General features: G+C 39.4%; 13 protein-coding genes. 3 read left to right on the top strand and 10 right to left on the bottom strand.

What is annotated here, in order from left to right; translation table 11 throughout:
* Positions 1–38: 38 nt before the first annotated feature.
* On the bottom strand, positions 39–884 hold the full coding sequence (locus ACE1ET_RS01365; RefSeq protein WP_375726561.1) for an MBL fold metallo-hydrolase: 846 nt from the start codon (positions 882–884) through the stop codon (positions 39–41).
* 221 nt (positions 885–1105) lie between these two features.
* On the opposite strand from ACE1ET_RS01365, the gene ACE1ET_RS01360 reads away from it, so the two are divergent.
* On the top strand, positions 1106–1378 hold the full coding sequence (locus ACE1ET_RS01360; protein ID WP_375726560.1) for a hypothetical protein: 273 nt from the start codon (positions 1106–1108) through the stop codon (positions 1376–1378).
* Between the two features lie 5 nt (positions 1379–1383).
* Here ACE1ET_RS01360 and namA read toward each other — a convergent pair whose 3' ends face one another.
* Together namA and ACE1ET_RS01350 are read right to left on the bottom strand one after the other, a co-directional pair.
* Positions 1384–2448, bottom strand: coding sequence for an NADPH dehydrogenase NamA (gene namA, locus ACE1ET_RS01355; RefSeq protein ID WP_375726559.1), 1065 nt, complete (start codon positions 2446–2448; stop codon positions 1384–1386).
* A 24-nt stretch (positions 2449–2472) separates the two neighbouring features.
* On the bottom strand, positions 2473–3291 hold the full coding sequence (locus ACE1ET_RS01350; protein WP_375726558.1) for a hypothetical protein: 819 nt from the start codon (positions 3289–3291) through the stop codon (positions 2473–2475).
* A gap of 160 nt (positions 3292–3451) precedes the next feature.
* Here ACE1ET_RS01350 and ACE1ET_RS01345 point away from each other — a divergent pair, with 160 nt between their 5' ends.
* Positions 3452–3865 carry a DUF1761 domain-containing protein gene (locus tag ACE1ET_RS01345; protein WP_375726557.1) on the top strand — a complete coding sequence of 138 codons (414 nt, stop codon included), beginning with the start codon at positions 3452–3454 and terminating at the stop codon, positions 3863–3865.
* On the opposite strand, the gene ACE1ET_RS01340 is transcribed toward ACE1ET_RS01345, so the two are convergent.
* Positions 3866–4381 (bottom strand): GNAT family N-acetyltransferase, encoded by a 516-nt coding sequence (locus tag ACE1ET_RS01340; protein ID WP_375726556.1) that lies wholly within the window; start codon positions 4379–4381, stop codon positions 3866–3868. It abuts the gene before it with no gap.
* 314 nt (positions 4382–4695) lie between these two features.
* Here ACE1ET_RS01340 and ACE1ET_RS01335 point away from each other — a divergent pair, with 314 nt between their 5' ends.
* A complete protein-coding gene (locus tag ACE1ET_RS01335; protein ID WP_375726555.1) occupies positions 4696–6708 on the top strand; it encodes a transketolase family protein in 2013 nt (670 codons plus the stop codon).
* Positions 6709–6775: 67 nt separating this feature from the next.
* Here the strand turns inward: ACE1ET_RS01335 and ACE1ET_RS01330 are convergent, their stop codons facing one another.
* The 6 genes from ACE1ET_RS01330 to ACE1ET_RS01305 form a co-directional block, all read right to left on the bottom strand.
* Positions 6776–10816: a hybrid sensor histidine kinase/response regulator transcription factor gene (locus ACE1ET_RS01330; protein WP_375726554.1), complete on the bottom strand. Its 4041-nt coding sequence runs from the start codon at positions 10814–10816 to the stop codon at positions 6776–6778.
* Positions 10817–11037: 221 nt separating this feature from the next.
* Positions 11038–12141, bottom strand: a complete 1104-nt coding sequence (locus ACE1ET_RS01325) for a glycoside hydrolase 5 family protein (protein ID WP_375726553.1) — start codon at positions 12139–12141, stop codon at positions 11038–11040.
* A gap of 1 nt (position 12142) precedes the next feature.
* The gene (locus ACE1ET_RS01320) at positions 12143–13948 is read right to left on the bottom strand and encodes an FG-GAP-like repeat-containing protein (RefSeq protein ID WP_375726552.1); all 1806 of its coding nucleotides are present in this window, start codon (positions 13946–13948) and stop codon (positions 12143–12145) included.
* A gap of 80 nt (positions 13949–14028) precedes the next feature.
* Positions 14029–15126, bottom strand: coding sequence for a family 43 glycosylhydrolase (locus ACE1ET_RS01315; protein ID WP_375726551.1), 1098 nt, complete (start codon positions 15124–15126; stop codon positions 14029–14031).
* Between the two features lie 42 nt (positions 15127–15168).
* On the bottom strand, positions 15169–16734 hold the full coding sequence (locus ACE1ET_RS01310) for a RagB/SusD family nutrient uptake outer membrane protein (RefSeq protein WP_375726550.1): 1566 nt from the start codon (positions 16732–16734) through the stop codon (positions 15169–15171).
* Positions 16735–16761: 27 nt separating this feature from the next.
* Positions 16762–19848, bottom strand: a complete 3087-nt coding sequence (locus tag ACE1ET_RS01305) for a SusC/RagA family TonB-linked outer membrane protein (protein ID WP_375726549.1) — start codon at positions 19846–19848, stop codon at positions 16762–16764.
* Between the last annotated feature and the right edge of the window lie 327 nt (positions 19849–20175).

Raw genomic sequence — 20175 nt, 5'->3', positions numbered from 1 at the left:
ATTGGGTGGTTAAGATACGAAAATTTAGCGCCTTTATTTTATTCCGTAAATTCTTTTAACAAACCTGTTTTACCTACCTTAAAACCATCCTCTGTTTGTTCAACCAAACAGCATTCGTTATACAAATCGTGTTCCAAAAAAAGGATATAACCGTTTTCTGCTGCTTCCTTTAAAAACGTTTCTTTCTCATGAATTGAGATCAACGGGAAGGTATCGTAAGCCGAGATCCAATCCGGTTGAACCGATGCCGCCATGGGAATTAAATCAGCAGTATAAACCAATGTTTTACCTTTAAAGGTAATAAAAGGCAGTATTTGTCCCGGCGTATGTCCGTTAAATATTCTGACAAAGAAACCGGGAGCAAACTCTTTGTTTTCATCAATGAATTTAAGCTTGTCTGCCTCAAAAACTGGCATCATATCTTCCTTAAAAAAAGCGTCCTGTTCCAGTCTGTTTGGATTCAGAAAGTTATCCCACTGTGCTTTTCCAACCCAGTGTACCGCATTGGGAAACGTAAGTTCCGGTTTAGTTCTGTCCGCATTATAGAAAACACTCCCGCCACAATGGTCAAAATGCAAATGAGTCAGTACCATATCGGTAATATCTTCCGGTTTGTAACCTGCGCTATTCAGTGACCGGATCAGTTCACCGCTCCCGTTCAGGTGATAATCTGCATAAAACGATTCGCTTTGCTTATTGCCCATGCCATTATCTACAAGGAATACCCTGTTTCCGGTATCAACAAGCAGGGAACGCATGGATAAATTACAGTAATTATCTTTGTTACAGGGATAAAGACTACTCCATTGCACTTTGGGTACCGTGCCAAACATGGTCCCTCCGTCTACCATAAAGTTTCCCGTATCAATTACATGAAATTCCATCGCTTTAATTCTATGATACAAATATAGAAGTAATGCGAATCAAGAGTTAAAAAATTACGACTATAAATCAGGATATTAACTTTTCCAAAGTTTAAAACTTTGGAAAAGCTTATCTACTAACCTCTATAATAATGAAAAGGCACTTTACAAATCTGTTTTTATATTGATTTTACTCTGAATAATGCCTAAATTTAGTCTGCAAAATCCTTAAAATTGAAATTATGGAAACCCGGCAATCAGAATCCGTTTCATACTTTGTAGTCTTCAGTGAACGGTTTGATAATCAGAAAGATTTTATTATTCAAAATCTTGAAAACAGGTTTGGAAAGACTGTTCCTAATTTTTCGGAAGACGTGGAAATCAACTTTTTAGATTCCAGTCATTTTGGAGAAGGTTACAGTGTAAAGATTACGGCTCCAGTCATGTTAGAAAATCTTCTTCACGAGCATTTCCTGACCAACAGCAAAGCAATGGCCATCATAAAAATTGAATGACGGGCTTATACTTTAGCTCTTTGATACTGAACCGGCCATTCAATATCTTCACCCATCTCAGAAGCAGCGATTAAGGGAAAGTAAGGATTCCTTAGCGACTCCCGTGCCATAAGAATAAGATCTGCCTTGTTCAGATCCAAAATCTTTTCTGCCTGAGCAGCTTCAGTAATTAATCCCACAGCACCCGTCATAATTCCGGTCTCGTTCTTTATACGATCTGCAAACTGAACCTGGTAACCAGGTTCAACCGGCACTTTTGCATGCGGAACTATACCGGCAGAGGAACAGTCAATCAGGTCCACGCCTTTACTTTTTAATACCGCAGCCAGTTTTACCGATTCATTAATATTCCAACCATCTTCTACCCAATCAGTCGCCGAAATACGTACAAATAACGGCAGGTTCCCAGGCCAAACAGATGATACTGCAGCTACTATTTCGAGTAGCAAGCGGATTCTGTTTTCAAAGCTTCCTCCATATTTATCCACTCTATAATTCGATAGCGGCGATAAAAACTCATGAATCAGATACCCATGCGCTGCATGAATTTCCAGAACCTTATATCCAGCTTTTACAGCTCTTTCGGTTGCTTTTTTAAAATCGTTTATAACTTTCGAAATACCTTCTTCATCCAACATTTCAGGTGCTGCATCCTGATTAAAAAACGGAATAGGTGAAGGCGCTACGGTTTGCCATCTGCCGTTATCATGAGCAAGTTGTTTTCCACCGTCCCAGGGTCTGGCACATCCAGCTTTTCGTCCGGCATGTGCCAGTTGTATTCCGGCAACGGCGCCATGCTGATGAATAAATGAAGTGATGCGTTGCAACATTTCAATATGTTCATCCTTGTACAGCCCCATATCAGCTGGTGTAATTCTCCCCTCAGGTGAAACGGCTGTTGCTTCCTGTATTATCAGGCCCGCACCACCAATAGCCCTGCTTCCAAGATGAACCAGATGCCAGTCGTTGGCAAAACCGTCCTCCGAGGAATACTGACACATGGGTGAAACAGCAACTCTGTTTCTGAATGTTATATCTTTAATTTTTAAAGGTGAAAAAAGTTTTGACATAGTATGAGTTTTCCTAAGGATGTATTACAATTTATATTCTTTCATTTTATCACGATCTGCGTTGGTTCCAAACACATAAATAAGCGTCTGTCCGGGTTTCTCTTTTATATCGAAGGTAACTGCACCTTTCACCTGCCAGTAATCATCCACCGCATATTGCTGTTTTGTTACAGGATCCCACATTTCCGGGGCTCCGGCAAGTGTTCCAAAGGTACCTTTAAATTCAACGTCGCCATCAGAGTGATTAGTGACCACGAAAAAATCAATCCCCTTATAATGATACTGGTTCCATTCCAGATTCAGGTCGGCCGGGTATTTAAACTGTGGTTCAACTTTCATCATATCCAGAACCTTATTGGGTTGTTCGCCACTAACAATACCTCCACCTCCGAATTTTATGGTTCTGAAATCATTCAATGGTAAATTTTCAATCGGACTGTCCGGCACATTGTAAGATATTACGCCGCCATCCTTAACGATTCTCTTATACGTAGTAAAATCTGAAACGGCGTTGGCATATAACAAATGATATACCTGGCTATCAATTGTAATTGTCTGGTTGTCAACTTTTGCGTTAGCAAGATCCACCGAACTAATTTCATGGTAGGCATAACCGTTCATATATAAGCTGTCGAGATAAACTTTTGAAGGAGCCATTGCTGTATCTACCAAAACCGCTACATCATAAACCGGTTTAGAAATGTCAGACATTCTTTGTAAACACACATCCACACTTCCATTGGCAGCGAACGCATTTTGCAGCTCATTACTGTTTTTGCCATGTCGGCAGGCTGAAAAAATAACTACTGCAAAAAACAGGAATAAATAGTTTTTCCTTATCATAACGAATAACTTAACATTTTCATTTCCATCTATTAACCTTTTAACACGCAAAATGTTTGCTGTAAAGCCTTAATTATTCTGAAGGATTACCCGGGTTAAAAATTATTCAGACCAGCACTAAACTTTTTAACAGAATTTAATGTTTTACGAAAAAATAGTTATGGAAATCCTGAATTCATTCTCAGAAATCAATTGGTTATCAGTCATAGTTTCAACCATTATAGCATTTGCTATTGGAGCAGTTTGGTATTCTCCTCTATTGGTTGGCAATGCATGGCAAAAAGAAATTAATCTTTCAAACGATGATTTGAAAAATACCAACATGGCACTGGTATTCGGACCTGCCTTTGTGCTTACATTTATAGGCGCCATTATACTGGAGTTGTTGATTGGACGGCAATCAACATTAGCAGAAGGGCTTATAACCGGATTGATTGTCAGTATCGGTTTTATTACAACGGCATTAGGTATTAACTATCTGTTCGCCAGACACTCATTAAAACTTTTTTTTATTGATTCAGGATATTTTATCATTTTCTTCGCTGTAATGGGAATGATATTAGGCGCCTGGTGATCAAAGCCACTTTTCAAAACAACAAAACAGGTCTTTCTTTTTTCTCAGCACTATATTTCCGGTGTAGCGATACTCCATCTTCTCAAAAATGTGGAGCATGGGTTTATTTTTACAGTTGGTATCCGACCGCAGGGATCTCACGCCATACTCAGACGTTAATTCTTCAGCATACTGCATCATTTTTTGACCAAGTCCCGATCCGGCAAAATTACGGTTAATCACCATACGGTGTATTACCAAACTCTTAGGTGGTGTTTTCCAGTCAGGAGAAAAATATTCCGGCGGTTGATCCAGATTCAGGCAAATAAAACCTGCTATCTGTGAATCAATCACCATTTTATATAACGATCCGCTGTTAATATCCTTTTCAAATGTATCCACCAATGGATATTCATCGTCCCATTGAAAGTTCCCTATAGAATGCATGAATTCTTTCGCATCCCTAACCAAAGTCATTATTTCCGGCAAATCCTTTACATCTGCCTTAAGCATGTTGTAGTTTTGTTCAATTCCCATATCACGTAACTTAAACTGAGTAAAAACTCAAAGTCGCGTTTCACAAATTTTGTTTCGATCCCAAAAATAATGAATTCGTTAAGTTTATGGTGATAATGTATCAGAATATTTAAACCTCTGCTAAAAATTTAATATTTTTGATGTCGGCGATCAAAACCAAATTAAAATGAACGGAGCGTTTTTTATATTTGACTGAAAATGATTAATATTGCATTCGTTAAATTTTTAAGTGTATTTTTTACACAAAAGACCGCACAACATTAAAAGAATAATTATAATCCAAAAATAGAATGTCAGTAAACAGTAATGATTTAATGAAAAAAGCAGCAGATAATATCCGTATATTATCCGCTTCTATGGTTGAAAAAGCGAAATCAGGTCATCCGGGTGGTGCCATGGGTGGAGCAGATTTTGTTAATGTATTATATTCCGAGTTTCTGGAATACGATCCGGATAACCTGTCATGGTTCAACCGCGACCGTTTCTTTCTTGATCCGGGGCACATGTCACCAATGTTATATTCTGCATTAAGCCTTTGTGGAAACTATTCGATGGAAGACCTGAAGAATTTCCGTCAATGGGGAAGCGTAACTCCGGGGCATCCTGAAGTTGACGTTGAACGTGGTGTTGAAAACACATCGGGTCCGTTAGGACAGGGTCACACATATGCAGTTGGTGCCGCCATTGCTTCAAAATTTTTGGCTGCCCGCTTCGGAGACTGGATCAACCACACCATTTATGCTTACATTTCTGACGGTGGTGTTCAGGAAGAAATTTCGCAGGGTGCAGGTCGTTTGGCAGGTCACCTTGGATTAGGAAACCTGATCATGTTTTATGATTCAAATGATATTCAGCTGTCTACCGAAACCAATGCTGTTACCAGCGAGGTTGTCGGACAGAAATATGCAGCATGGGGCTGGAACGTGGTAGAGATTGCTGGTAATGACACTGATGCCATCCGAAAAGCATTAAAAGAAGCTAAAACCGTGACTGACAAACCGACTATTATAATTGGTAAAACAGTTATGGGCAAAGGTGCCTTAACAGAAGATGGTTCAAGTTACGAAAACCAGTGTTCAACGCATGGTATGCCATTGGGTGAAGCCGGTGCATCGTTTGCAAAATCCATTGCAAACCTTGGTGGAAATCCTGAAGATCCATTTGTAATATTTGACGATGTAAAAGCATTGTACGAAAAACGTCAGGCAGAATTACGTGAAATCGTTGCCGCTAAAAAAGCTGCAAAAGCAGAATGGGCAAAAACGAATGCTGAAGCAGCTGCTAAACTGGAATCTTTTATTAAAGGTGAACTTCCAAACGTAGACTGGGCTGCGATTGAGCAAAAAGCAAACGTTGCAACCCGTGCAGCTTCAGGAGCAGTTCTTGGAATATTGGCAAAAGAAGTTGAAAACATGATTGTTGCTTCCGCCGACTTATCAAATTCTGATAAAACGGACGGATTTCTTAAAAATACCAAAGCATTTGTTAAAGGCGATTTCTCAGGAAAATTTCTTCAGGCTGGTGTAAGTGAGCTTACCATGGCAGCTGTAATGAACGGTATAGCCCTCCACGGAGGTGTTATTCCAGCTTGTGCTACCTTCTTCGTATTCTCGGATTACATGAAGCCTGCCGTTCGTATGGCAGCACTTATGGAACTTCCGGTAGTTTACATCTGGACGCACGATGCGTTCCGTGTTGGTGAAGATGGGCCTACACATGAACCGGTTGAACAGGAAGCCCAGATTCGTTTGATGGAAAAACTTCAGAATCATAACGGACATAACAGTATTACCGTACTTCGTCCGGCTGATGCTGATGAAACAACTGTTTCGTGGAAGATGGCTATTGAAAACCGCTCAACCCCAACTGCTTTGATCCTGTCACGCCAGAACATCACAAACCTTCCGGCAAAATCAAGTCGTTACGAAGAAGCATTGCAAACTGATAAAGGAGCTTACATTGTTACAGATTCTGAAGGAACACCTGATGTGGTTCTTATTGCCAGTGGTTCTGAGGTTGCAACATTGGTTGAAGGAGCTGAACTGTTACACAAGGATGGCATTAAAACACGTATTGTTTCTGTACCATCAGAAGGTTTATTCCGCAATCAGTCGAAAGAATACCAGGAATCTGTTATTCCTACAGGCGCCAAAGTATTTGGTCTGACAGCAGGTCTGCCTGTTAACCTTGAAGGTTTAGCCGGTGCCAATGGCAAAGTTTGGGGCTTGAATTCATTCGGCTTTTCTGCACCTTATAAGGTATTGGATGAGAAACTCGGTTTCACCGGTGCCAATGTTTACAACCAGGTTAAAGAATTTCTCAAGTAAAAATTCATCATAAATTATAAAAGGCCGGTCCTGATTTGGGATCGGCCTTTTTTACGCGTTATATCTTTTAGTATTTATTTTCTGTGGTTTCACCTTCTTTTTTATATTCTCCCGGCGTGACACCGGTAAGTTTCTTAAAGATCCTGGAGAAATACGACACATCATTATAGCCAACTTTATACGCTACCTCAGAAAAAATCAAATCCGTTCCCCTTATCAATTCCTTGGCTTTATTAATCTTCACCATGTTTATGAACTCTGTGGTAGACATATTCATGATGGTTTTGATCCGGTTATGCATTCCGGTTCTACTAATATTAAGCTTCTCAACAATAAACTGAATGTCGAGATCCGGATTCTCCATATTCTCATGAATGATACCAAAAAGCTTCTCTATAAAAGCCTGATCTGCGTTAACCTTGGGCATATTAAGACCTTCTATCTTTGCCATTTCAGTCAATTTTTGTTTCATCAGTTCCCTGGATCTGAACATATTTTTAATAACCGTTTCCAGTTCCTTCATCGAAAATGGCTTTTCAATATACATGTCAGCTCCTGCTTCCAGACCCTCAAGCTTGTCTTCCAGTTTATTTTTAGCAGTGAGCATTACAACAGGTATGTGACAATACCTTTCATCTGCACGAATACGCTCACAAAGTTCAATACCATCCATTCCAGGCATCATAAGATCCGTTATCAAAAGATCCGGAACCTTTTCACCTACATATTCCCACGCAGTAAGTCCGTTACTGAACGATTTTATATTATAATACACTTTAAAAGTAGATGTCAGAAAACGGAGCAGGTCAAGATTATCCTCAGCTATTACAACCGTGTATTTTTTATCATCTCTGAATTCTGTATATATCTTATTATCGCCATCGATGGGAATAAGGTCCATTAACTGATCAGTATTCACTTTGCGTTTGTACACCTTCGTTTCGGTTTCTGATTTGGACAACGGCAGTTTAACCGTAAACTTACATCCTTTATCAGGTTCACTGTCTACATGAATTTCGCCCTTCAAAAACTTTACTAGTTCAGCAGTTAGAGCCAATCCAACACCACTGCTTTCCACAATGGTATTTGCTACCTGATCGCTGTAAAATACTTCAAAAATTTTATCAGTCTGACTCTTCGTCATGCCTGATCCGCTGTCTTTAACAGAAAACTCAAATTCATTCTTATCAGCATTCAGATTAAATTCAATATCTCCCGAAGCCGGCGTATATTTAATGGCGTTGGTAAAAAGGTTGGTAAATATCTTTTCAAGTTTATCAAAATCAAAATACACTTCATTCACCTTGGAATTCACCTGCAATTTCAGGTCGATTGATTTCTTTTTAATCAACGGTTGGTAAACGTTAATAATCTGGTGAAAGAAATCTACAAGATTCCCTTTTTGCGATTCCAGGTTGGTATGGTCTGTTTCAATTTTCCGGAAATCCATCAACTGATTGATCAAAGTCATCAAACGGGTTGCAGATCTTTTAATAGTGAGATGCGTCTCTTCCCGTTCCGTAAGATCGGCATTATCACGTTTCATCAATATCTCTGCAGAAGCAATAATTATACTCAGGGGTGTTTTGAATTCATGCGATATATATGTAAAAAAATTCATTTTGTGCTGGTGCAAAAGCTGCAGATTTTGCTTTTCAATTTTCTCAATGGAAAGGGCTACTTTTTCCTTTTGCCTGCGGGTGTAATTTTTATAAAAATACATAACAACCGAGGCTATTAAAAGCAAATAAAATATGTAGGCATACCATGTTGCCCAAATGGGAGGAGCAATAACCAGCAACACGGAACGTTCGGGCCCGGGTTGTTTACTGATCTCGTAAGCTGAACGTATTCTGAAAATATATTCGCCGGGTGAAAGGTTAGTATAATTAGCCTGCGTAGCATGTGATAACGGAGACCAGCGGCTGTCAAAATTCTCAAGATAATATTGAAAGCTGACATCGGCCTCTTCGTAATTGATACTTGTAAAATCAAATGTAACTGAATTCTGATTGTATTTCAGATCTATATCCTGGGTAAAATCAATGTCTTTATTCAGCACTTCACTGGTTTCAGGCGTAATAACATCATTAAAAATTTTAAAATCTGTAAAATGCACTTCCGGTAAAATGTCAGGAATTTTTATTTTATCCGGATCAAACCACGTTAACCCCGAAATGCTTCCAAAATACATCCTGCCCCTGGAATCCTTGAAATAAGATTTATAATTAAACTGATTTCCTGCAAGGCCATGCTGATGGTTAAAGTGTGTAGATTTATTGCTTCTCCAGTCAATTTTGGTAATCCCTTTATTCGTGCTGATCCAGAAATCATTAGTGTTGTCTTCCAGAATTCCATAGATAACATCGTTATTCAGTAAACCACTGTCAGAATAAGAAATGAAAGATTGCTTTTCTTCATTAAAACGGCACAACCCTCCTCCTCTGGTTCCTATCCATATTCTGTTGTTACTATCTACCAAATAGCTGATCACAGAATTATCCGGCAGACCTGAACCATCACCCATCTGGTAGTGAACCATCAATCCTTTATTATCAGGCTTTAATATAAAAATGCCATTATTATAGGTTAATATCCAAATTTTGCCTTCCGGATCATTAAAAATACTGTAGATAAAACAGTCATTCAGTTCATTTATCCTGAACCGTGAAAACCTGTTTTCCTTTTTGTGGAGTATATCAATGCCGTTCATGGTTCCTACAAAAAGTGAATCCGGAGAAAATGGGTATAATGCAAACACAAAATTATTGGACAGTGAGCCCGGATCTTCAGCATGATGAATATATCTGGTTACTTTTCCTGTGCTAATGTCAAGCTTTGAAAGCCCTCCGTTAAAATGGCCAACCCAGCAAATATTCCCTTTATCCAATGATAATGCATGAATGTTATTTGTCGACAGCGTACCAGGATCTTCCTTTTTGCTGGTAAGATGTGTAAAAGAATTCCGGGTTATATTATAAATTGCAAGCCCGGCATCTTCAGTGGCAATCAGTAATTCATTATCATCAACCTGAATAATCTTTCCCAAAGCTTTACCTCTAAGACTTCCCTTACTGTCCCTTGGCAAAACTGCATGAAAACCGATGTCCTGCCTGTTTGCAATATTTACACCACCAAAATAGGTGCCTATAAAATAAACGTTCTGTCTGTTTTTGTAGACTTTATATACGGCATTATCATCAATGGTTTTTAATGACGGATCAAAAAACTGACTATAATTATCAATGCTTTTATTTTTAATATTGATCACAAAAAGTCCTTTTTCCGTACCAATCCAGTATTCGTCAGCAGAATTTCCTTCCTCGATGGAACGGATAAAATACATAGCACCGGGTTCTCCGATTTCAACCTTATCAAAACGATTTAGTTTTGCATTGTAAATAAAAAGCCCGTTTTCAAAAGTTCCCAGCAGGATATTACCGGAACGATCACATTTAATATAAGAAATGGCTGAATTGATCAGATTTGGGGAAACGTGGTAAGCTGCAAGTGTTTGAAGGTTTTTATTGAAACGTGTGATGGTAAATCTTGAAAAAGCCCAATAGGTATTCTCCTGATCTACACACATACCAAAAATACGCTCCTTTAAAAAATCCAGTTTTGTATAGACGTTTAATGAATCATTATAAATAAAAGCACCATTATCCTCCGTACAAATCAACAATTCTTCAGGGAGACCCGTAACCATTGCAATAATTTTACCAACAGCTTTTTCCTTATATTTTACAGGAATAAAAACATCGGATTCTTTATTATATCGTGCCAGCCCTCTTGCCGTACCAATGTAAAGTTTATTTTTGCTCAAATTAGCAACACAAGGTACAGAATTGTCCGGCAGGCTCTTTTCACTCTTATCTGAAAAATATTGTTTTATATTTTTCCCGTCATACCGGTTGAGCCCCTCCTCGGTAGCAAACCACATGTATCCCTGATCATCCTGGCAAATATCATACACCGTGTTATGCGACAATCCGTTTTCGTTTGTCACATACTTAAACGTTAGTTTTTCAGCATCAACATTCGCAACGCCAAAAAGAAAAACCAACCACACAGTATACCTGAATATCAATTTATAAATCGGGATCATTTTTAAACTATACTTTTTGATGATCCATCCAGATTCCGGATCAGAATTTGAAGGTATTAAACATAATCAATTTTCACAAACCGGATCATCTGCTTTTCAAATAAAAAGTAAAAAGCAGGGGTGGACAAAACCCCTGCTTTCTGTTTTTACCTTATTCTAAAATATGAGAACTTCAATCAGTTATTTAAGCAATCACCACAACTGATCAGTGAAATGAAGTCTTATTCCACACCGTTAATTTTTTTAATCAGATCAATTTCCTTCTGATCGAACGGTGTTTTATCCTGACGGTAAATATCGTGAAACCACAGTTTCGGCTCTTTTACATCCGGTTTGGGTTCATCCCAGGCAAAAATAGTGTTGGTTTTACCTGATACAAATCCCCAATTGATGGCACCCACATTATTATCCTTTAGCAACGGCATAATATTTTCGAATCTGCTGTTGTTGCGCCTGGCCATATATTCTGTGCAAATCATTGGTCTTCCGTATATTTTCAGAAAGTCTATCCACAGCTGGTGATTCCATCGATCTGAATAATTATGATACGTAACAATATCAGAATTTGCCAGTTGAAACCGGTTCAGTTCAACAGTTCCGAAGTACCAGATTCCTGCCGATAACGGCTGAGACGGGTTAATCTCCCTTGCCCACTTAAATGCATTTTTCAATAAGGGTAAGGACTCAATCCCGTGACCGCTGTTTCCAGGCTCATTGTACAGATCCCAAAGCAGAATCCGTTCATCATCCTTAAACCTTAGCACAATATCCTGTACATATTTCTTTAATATTGGGAAAAGTGTAACAGTATCTTTCCTTAACGAAACGGAAGGATCCTGAACCCATCCTGAATTATGCACTCCAGGTTTCGGTTCAGGCTGTTTGCCATAGTACGATTCCGGATTCCAACAATCGTCAAAAATCACAAAAATGGTTCGGATACCATGCGATGCAGATATGGTGAGATACTGATCCATGCGTTGCTTCATACCATCCGGATCATTCGTCCAGACTACACTACTGAGGTAAACACGCATAGCATTGAAACCAAGTTCCTGCGCCCAGCCCAGTTCTTTATCAATACGTTCAGCATCAAATGTTTCTCCCATCCACATTTCAATCTGGTTAATGGCAGAGCTGGGTTGAAAATTACAACCACTCACCCACAGATTATTCCCGCCCCAGGTATTGGCTTGTTCAAGACTCCACCGCCGAGCCGGACCTTCCTGATTTACTTTAGACTCTGTTTTACACTGAAGAAACAAGAGACTACCGGCCAGCATCAGCGCACCAGCAGTCAGAAGTTTTCTAAGTTGCTTCGTCATCCTATAATTTTACTTTTCTGTTGATCCTTTCTTTTCCCTGGCTTACCTGAACAATATAAATTCCGTGTTCTAACTGCACGGAAACATTTTGTTCAGCAACCTCCTGATGAATCAGTTTTCCTTCAACAGTATAAACTTTAACATCAATATTTTTGCCACTATTATTCTGCACGTTCAGAACATTCTGCGTTGCGTTAATTCTAATTCCTGTTAAAACCTTCTGTACCGCCACAGATCCAACGGTGAATGTTTTTGTTGCAGCGAAAGCGCCACCTAAATATGATCCGTTTATTGCCTGTACAGTCCATTCATAATTACCGTCAGGAAGATCATACAATTCATAATGTGTATTATTAAATACATTTCCAGCACGTCCGGCTACTTTTCGCCAACCATTTTTTTCACCCCCAATAACAGCCATTGGATTATAAAGCCATTTACCGGTTGTTGTGTTTTTAAGAGAAAGGTTATAGGTTGTACCATATTTTCCGGACTCACTGGTTGGAGCATCCCAGGTAAATGTAATCATCAAACCGTCGCTATTATCGATAGCTGCATTCAAATTGGTAGGAGCTGAAGGAGCTACAGATGCAGTGGCAGATTGATTAAGGGCATATCCCGCCATCCTACGGTTTAATTCCATGGTCCCACCACTGTATCCACATATTAACAAATCAACCTTATTATCGTCGTTCAGGTCTGCAACACGGAATCCCTGCTCAGAAATACCAGGGAAATATGTTTCACTCAAACCACTTTTTATGAATGTGAAATTAGCCGGATCATCACCCAGGTATAATGCTATTTCCTGCTTTGAACCATTCCAGCCACCAATGAAGAAGTCAAGTTTGCCGTCGTTATCCCAATCGACAATCTGGCTTCCGTTACCCACGCCATTCTGACGATACCATTCCAATTCCATTCCAACTGAAGTGGATAAACCGTTTAGATTTTTATATATACGGACCATTCCATCATTGTCCTCTCCGGAATTGAGCCATCCATCACCGTTTAGCATCAGGTCCATATATCCATCCCCGTTAATATCACCCCAGGATGAAGTTCCGTTAGCCTTTTTGCGATAGATATCCACGCCTTCAAATTGTGTGAATACACCAAACCCATCATTTTTATACAGTGCAGAAAAACGGGTATCGGTAATTTTATCGAAAGCAGTGATAAAGATATCCACATATCCATCGCGATCAAAATCCACCAGGGTTACTTCAGGTTCAACAAATTTAGCACCACCAAATGATTCGGTTGAAGCCTCAAAACTTCCATCTGGCTGATGGAAATAGAGAACGCAATTTCCTGAGTCATTCGCAAAATAATAATAATCCAATAAGCCATCGAGATTAAAATCTGCAAAGCCTGCAGAGGTAACTGTTGCGGCTGTATTAATGGGATAATCATCGGTATTTGCAAGTGTATAAACACCTGAGCCATCATTCAATGCCATACCGACTGAATTTTCCGACGTACCCCAGCCTGCAAAAATTACATCCAGATCGCCATCACCGTCAATGTCACCAAACTTGATGTTTCCGCTTTTCCCCATTTTAATTACACGTTCATCAGTCTGAAGTGAAAATGTACCACTACCATCATTAATCATGATAGCGCCTTTCTCCACACCACCATTATTTTCACCACTAAAAATAATGTCAAGATCGCCATCGTCATCAATATCACCTACAGCGAAGTCTCCTTTATGGATATCATAATCTTCTCCAAAATCAACAAATTGTGCGTGCCCTAACGTGAGCACAAACAAAGAACATAATGCGAGTAAAATACGTTTCATAGCAGTTAATTTTAATGTTGATACTAAAAATATTATTTAAAACCCATCCTGATTTTTAAACATAGAATGGGATCATTGATTTATTCTTTTTCAAAATACGGTGCCGGTTTCAGGGTATTGCTTGGAACTCCTCCTTCTATGGTTGGCCAACCATCTACCCAGATAATTTCATCCATCATCAGAGGACGACGCGTTGCACCGTTGGGCAATAACGGATTATCATATTTAATGGCATGATAAAGGATGAAATAGTGTCCTCTGTCATCCACAATGATTTCACCGTTATGTCCGGGTCCGACCCAACCAACGCTCTGATCGCCATGTAAGAAAGGTGTTCCTTCAGTATTGTCATGAATGATATCAACACCATCTTTTCTTAAATACGGGCCTTTTATGTCGGTTGATCTGGCAACACTTAGCCGATATTTACTATTTGCTCCTTCACAGCAGTTTCCGTTTGAACCAAAATAGTAGTAAAAGCCCTCATGTTCAAAAATGTATGAACCTTCAAAACCATTTCCGGCAATTTTAAATTTCGTGCTCAGTTTGGGCGTTTTCATATCAGACATTTCCACACCATAAATTCCTGCAAAGCTTCCCCAAATCAGATATCTCTTTTTATTTCTTCCTGAGCCGGTTTCTATATAAAACTGATCGATGCTATTCCACACACCTGAAGATTGATTATCCAGTATTTTTCCCTGATCCTCGAATGGTCCTTCCGGATTTTTTGAAGTCGCCACTCCGACTCCGGGATTACTGTCTCCCCAGGCCGAAAAACCGTAGTACAAATAATATAAACCGTCAGTGGAATTAAATACGATTTGAGGTGCCCAAATTCCACCGGTACTGTGCCATGTGGGTTTCGTCTGGAATGCGTTAGCCACAAATTCCCAATTCACCATATCCTTTGATTTAATAATTGGAGTTATGCGGTATTCCCCAGGCGCCCATTCATTCTCTGTGCCATAAGCATAAAACCAGCCATCAGCGGTCCTGATAAAACTCGGGTCTGCAAGATCCGGTTCAAACACCGGGTTCTGATATAGCGTATCAGCTGCTGAAGAAGGGTCGTTCCAGATAAGAACTTCTTCTTCGGTATTATGTTGGCATGCAAATAGTATAACAGACATTAATAAGGCTCCTATTGTTGTCATTTTTAATGGTCTTTTATTCATGATGAAAATATTTTTGTATTCTGACTTTCCTAAAAATTGTTCTTATTCGTATCCAGGATTTTGTTCTAAAGAAGGCACCAGGTTTACTTCACGATAAGGTATCGGGAAGCGGTTACTTTTACCAATCACAAAGTTGTTAAACTCGCTGTCGCGTTGCTTCAAAAATGCAATTTTATCTTCGGATTCAAACATACCCCAACGCTCAAGATCAAGCCAGCGCCAGCTTTCACCGGCAAGTTCGCAACTACGTTCATGCATGATCTGATCCCGCATTTTATCCTGATCGTTACCTATTCCGGTAAATACGGTAGAATTCTGAAGGTCAGGTAAATTAACCCTGCTGCGTACTTTATTGATATATTCGTAAGCTTCGGAGGTAAGACCTAATTCATTCAATGCCTCAGCATACATCAGATAAATATCCGCTAAACGTACGACCCGGAAATTAATTCCGTTATTTTCATGATCTTCAGTAGTACGTGTATCATAGTTTGTATATTTCTTCCAGTAAACTTTTGAACGTACAACAGAAGAACCACCATCATTTTCCCATTGCAGCCATGTTTTTCCGTAAAAAAGCTCTGTGGTATTGTTCGGGTCATAATAAAACAATGTATTCTTTAATCGCGGATCAACATTACCATCCACAGTCTTTTCCATCTCAAGATCGGTTTTAACAATATTGCCTGCTGTACCATCATCATACGAGCAGCCATTTGCAGGTAGTCCCAGAAATTTCGCCCTCTCCTGGCTAAGCTGTCCGACGCCGTTTACAGGCCCCGACATGAACTGGACTTCAAACAAAGATTCGGAATTATTTTCATTAACATCCGTAAAATTCTCACGGTAATCAGCAACAAGGCTATACAGAGGAACACCTCCTGCACCTTTCATGTCAAAAATTGTGTCGCAGTAATTCTTTACCGACTGCCACTCGTGCAACTGAGCCGATACTTTAACCAGCATCCCAAGAGCTCCGCCTTTGGTAATGCGCCCTAAATCTGTTGTTTCTTCCCAATAAGCCGGAAGACGTTTTCTGGCTTCATCAAAGTCCTTTTGAGCCTGTAAATAAATCTCATGCTGTTCGTAAATCTTTGGATTATCCTCCACATAGGAAGTAAGTGTTATAGGACCACGGCCATACACACCTGCAATATTAAAATAACCTAACCCACGCAGAAAATATGCCTGCCCCATGATCCTGTCTCTGTAAACTTCATCTTCTATAGGTGCATTCGGGGCATTATCCAACACCTGGTTTGCCCAGAATATTCCCTTATACAGATCCAACCAGGTATAAAGGACAGCTTCAGCTGCATCGTTGTTAAGTGTTTTAAAATTTGAGTACGATTGAAACGTTGGATTCGGAGATGTTGAATACCCTTCATCAGAACGTGATACATATAATATGTGAAGCCAGCGCCGGTATTCTCCATTAAACCGTAAAGGTCTGTAGGCGGCATTTAAACCGTCAATCAAATCCTGCTCGGTCTCCCAGAAATTGGATGTATCCTGTTGATTAGGATTGGTAAGATTAAGCATATCATCGCAGGATACCATTAATGTAATCAAACCAACCATTATAATATATAACCTAATATTTTTCATTTTCCAGACTGTTTTTGAAATAAATTATTAAAATGAAACCTGTAAACCGCCCGATATGGTACGCACAGGCGGGAAATGTCCATCATCATATCCTTTACTAAATACGCTGCCCCCTGAAATTTCAGGATCAAAACCGGAATAACCGGTCAATGTAAACACGTTTTGAGCACTAACATATAGCCTGAATTTCTCAATGTTCCCCATCTTTTTTAATACCCTGTCCGATAAAGAATAGCCCAACTGTATATTTTTCAGACGAAGATAATCGCCGTGTTCAATCCAACGATCGCTGTATGCAATTGTATTATCTGTTTGACCAATGTATGGTCGTGGTGTAGTATTAGAGGTTCCTTCACCTTTCCAGGGTTGCAGGTCTTCCGGGTAATTGGTTGTACCGTTCATGGACTCCAGATGAACTTTTACGTTATTGTAAATTAAGTTGCCATAAACACCGTACAAAAACACATTCAAATCGAAACCTTTATATTCAGAGTTGAAATTTAAACCACCTTCAAATTTTGGGAAAGGGCTGCCAATATACTCACGATCCTCATTGGTTATTACTCCATCCTGGTTTAAATCGAGATACCGAATATCGCCTGGTCTGGCATCAGGCTGAATGACGATTTCCGTTGCCTCACCTGTTGCTTCATCTACCACAGTAGTTGTATGCTGATTTACCTCTGTGGTATTCTGGAAAATACCATCGGTACGAAGCACATAGAATTCACCAATTGAATGTCCTACTTCCGAAGCACTGACACCGTTAATACCAGAATAATAAATATCATCGTTTGCCAGATCCTGAACTTTATTTCGTACCGCTGAAAGGTTTAGAGAAACATCATATTTAAAGTCCCTGGTTCTGTCCCTGAAACCAACCTGAAATTCAAATCCTTTATTGCTCATGGCACCATAATTAGTAATAGGTGACACATCGGTTCCACTTATCCATGCCAGATCTTTGGTTATTAACAGGTTACTTAGTTCTGCATCAAAATACTCCACGGTACCGTATAACCTTTGATTTAAAAGTGTAAAGTCCAATCCGAGATTAAATGTTTTCTTTTCTTCCCATTTCAAATTAGGATTGGAACGTCCTTTTTGAATCTTTCCGGGATAATATGTTTGATCACCTGTTCCAAATATCGCCCCTTCGCTGGTATAAATATAGGTGGCATACGCATAATTACCAACAGCCTGCTGGTCTCCCAATATCCCGTAACTGGCACGCAGTTTCAGGTCGTCGACCCAATCCACTGATTCCATAAAATTCTCCTGACTGATGCGCCAACCAAACGATGCAGACGGGAAGTAACCGAAACGGTTGAATTCGCCAAACCGGGAAGAGCCATCCCGCCGGATATTGATTTGTGTCAGATACCGGTCATTATAATTATAATTTATCCTTCCCAGTATTGAAGTCATTGCATAAGCTCCATCCGATCCGCTTACAGTCTGATCCTCTGTTGTTTGATCAAGCACCCATAAACCTTCAGTAGCAAGATTATATCCGATTGCCGTATTGCCCCGGCTCATTGTTTTTTGTGCAGTATATCCAAGCAGCGCATCAAAATTATGTTTCCCTATCCGCTTTTGATAAAATACTGTATTTTCCCATATCCAGGTCAAAACATCACCGTTATTTTCCTGTAATGAAGTTTCATATTTATCAATTGTCAGATATCTTAACTGCTTGTAAGTGGTTTTGTATCTGTCAAAATAATTGAAATACTCAATACCAATATTTGTCTTTATCTGTAAACCTTTTATGGGTTCCATCTGCAAATAAGCGTTTCCAAGCAGGCGATTATTATATTGTTCATTATCGCGTGTTTCCTGCAAACCAATCGGATTGGAACCATAAGTGGGGTATGATGAATTTCCATATCCGTATTCATCCGGGTTATCCGGATCCCGGACAGGAATAATCGGAGGCATCAATGCCAGATCAACAAACGGAACACCGATCATAGGAACTGAAATGGATCGTCCGAATGTCAGATTCTCTCCTACCGTGAAAATCCCTTTCTTAGCCTCTGTATTACTACGGATGTTGAAGCGTTTATGGGACGGACCTATTACAACGCCATCCTGGTCGTAATAATTAAATGAAAAGAAATAGCGTCCGTTGGTATTACCACCCGAAACATTTAAATTATAATCCTGTGTAACACCGGTTTTAAAAAACTCATTCTGCCAATCTGTGTTCGTGAGTATTTGACCTTGCTGAGGTTCACCCGGCCATTCCAATCCCGCATTTTCGTAGGCAATGCGTTGTGTACGTAAGAATTCGAGACTGTTCATCATTTCAAGCCGTTTGGCAATATTGGAAACACCGTAAGATGCATTGAAATCAATGTTTGTTTTCCCGTCTTTTCCCTTTTTAGTTGTGATAAGAATTACGCCGTTTGCACCACGGGCTCCATACAGCGCAGCAGCAGCAGCATCTTTTAAAATCTGAATGCTTTCAACATCGTTCATACTGAACTCACGTTGTGAACCTTGCATGATTACACCATCAACAACATAAAGGGGAGAAACATTTGAAAAACTACCAATACCCCGGATATTTATATCAGCTCCCGCTCCCGGCAAACCTGATGTGGTTACATTAACACCTGTAGCCATCCCCTGAAGGGCCTGTCCAATATCAGGCGTATTTGTTTTTTTCATTTCATCGGTATTAACTACCCCGATAGCACCCGTTAAGTCCTTTTTACGTTGCCGGCCATAACCAACCACAACAAATTCATCCAATTGTTCCTGACCTTCCTGCAATACAACATCCAACGTTGTTTTACCATTTACACCTATTCTCTGTGTTATAAATCCAACATATCGGAATACCAGTGTAGCTTCTCCACTGACAGATATCTGAAACCGCCCATCCAGATCTGTAATTGTTCCGTTATCAGTCCCTTCTTCCAGAACATTCACGCCAATTAAAGTCTCACCCTGCGAACTTTTTACTACACCATTAACAATGTATGAGTCTGGTGTTGTCTGTGCCTTTAATGCCGGATCGACGAAAAATAAGAAAACCAGTAGTCCGGATTGGAATACTAAAGATTTGAATAAGGATTGCTTCCTTAAATTTGAGATTTTAAACATAGTACATTTAAATTATGTATACAATTACTAAATGCTCTTAAAAGTACGATAGATCAGGATATTTCTTTTTGTACAAATCCTGCAATCTTTTTGACTATTGTTCAAAAGTGAGCCAATTATGTAATTAAAATTATCTTCTGAATATTAATACAATTTTGTAAAACAAAACTCACTATGATAACATGCAGGAAAAAGAGTTTTGAAAAATTCACAGACAGATGGAAAATTTTTAATACTCTTGAAACAATAGCTTTCAAAAAAGTAATAAATGTATCAGACTAATTTAAAAATGTTACATGGAATTGGTTAGTTCATGTATAATTTTAC

The sequence above is a fragment of the Quyinboa mangrovi genome, from assembly GCF_042219825.1.
Taxonomy (GTDB): domain Bacteria; phylum Bacteroidota; class Bacteroidia; order Bacteroidales; family UBA5342; genus JBHJHP01.
The sequence above is the reverse complement of the archived record's forward strand: the minus strand, read 5'-3'. Positions and strand labels throughout refer to the sequence as shown.

Coding starts and splice junctions, on each gene's coding strand:
- ACE1ET_RS01365 (WP_375726561.1), bottom strand. CDS start 884: ATGGAATTTCATGTAATTGATACGGGAAACTTTATGGTAGACGGAGGG.
- ACE1ET_RS01360 (WP_375726560.1), top strand. CDS start 1,106: ATGGAAACCCGGCAATCAGAATCCGTTTCATACTTTGTAGTCTTCAGT.
- namA (WP_375726559.1), bottom strand. CDS start 2,448: ATGTCAAAACTTTTTTCACCTTTAAAAATTAAAGATATAACATTCAGA.
- ACE1ET_RS01350 (WP_375726558.1), bottom strand. CDS start 3,291: ATGATAAGGAAAAACTATTTATTCCTGTTTTTTGCAGTAGTTATTTTT.
- ACE1ET_RS01345 (WP_375726557.1), top strand. CDS start 3,452: ATGGAAATCCTGAATTCATTCTCAGAAATCAATTGGTTATCAGTCATA.
- ACE1ET_RS01340 (WP_375726556.1), bottom strand. CDS start 4,381: ATGGGAATTGAACAAAACTACAACATGCTTAAGGCAGATGTAAAGGAT.
- ACE1ET_RS01335 (WP_375726555.1), top strand. CDS start 4,696: ATGAAAAAAGCAGCAGATAATATCCGTATATTATCCGCTTCTATGGTT.
- ACE1ET_RS01330 (WP_375726554.1), bottom strand. CDS start 10,816: ATGATCCCGATTTATAAATTGATATTCAGGTATACTGTGTGGTTGGTT.
- ACE1ET_RS01325 (WP_375726553.1), bottom strand. CDS start 12,141: ATGACGAAGCAACTTAGAAAACTTCTGACTGCTGGTGCGCTGATGCTG.
- ACE1ET_RS01320 (WP_375726552.1), bottom strand. CDS start 13,948: ATGAAACGTATTTTACTCGCATTATGTTCTTTGTTTGTGCTCACGTTA.
- ACE1ET_RS01315 (WP_375726551.1), bottom strand. CDS start 15,126: ATGAATAAAAGACCATTAAAAATGACAACAATAGGAGCCTTATTAATG.
- ACE1ET_RS01310 (WP_375726550.1), bottom strand. CDS start 16,734: ATGAAAAATATTAGGTTATATATTATAATGGTTGGTTTGATTACATTA.
- ACE1ET_RS01305 (WP_375726549.1), bottom strand. CDS start 19,848: ATGTTTAAAATCTCAAATTTAAGGAAGCAATCCTTATTCAAATCTTTA.